The 261-nt window shown below is 66.7% G+C and carries 1 pseudogene; it reads left to right on the top strand.

The window, feature by feature from the left end:
- Positions 1-261: pseudogene (locus ACR9ZK_RS22375) on the top strand (rRNA methyltransferase); the annotation flags it as partial.

Below are 261 nucleotides of genomic sequence, written 5' to 3'. Positions count from 1 at the left end.
GTCCCAGGAGGGGACCACCGCAGAAGGCGAGGCCGAAGCGAAGGCGGAGGTCGGCGTCGGGCCCTGGGAAGGCGAGTGGCCCGTTGGCGAGCACTGGGATCCGGACCTCCTGCGCGACGGCGACCGCCGCAACGTGGTGGACCAGTACCGCTATTGGAAGCACGATGCGATCGTCGCCGACCTCGACTCCAAGCGCCACGACTTCCACATCGCCATTGAGAATTGGCAGCACGATCTCAACATCGGGACCGTGGTGCGGAC

The organism is Monashia sp. HAY1-5C, assembly GCF_056755255.1.
The sequence above is the reverse complement of the archived record's forward strand: the minus strand, read 5'-3'. Positions and strand labels throughout refer to the sequence as shown.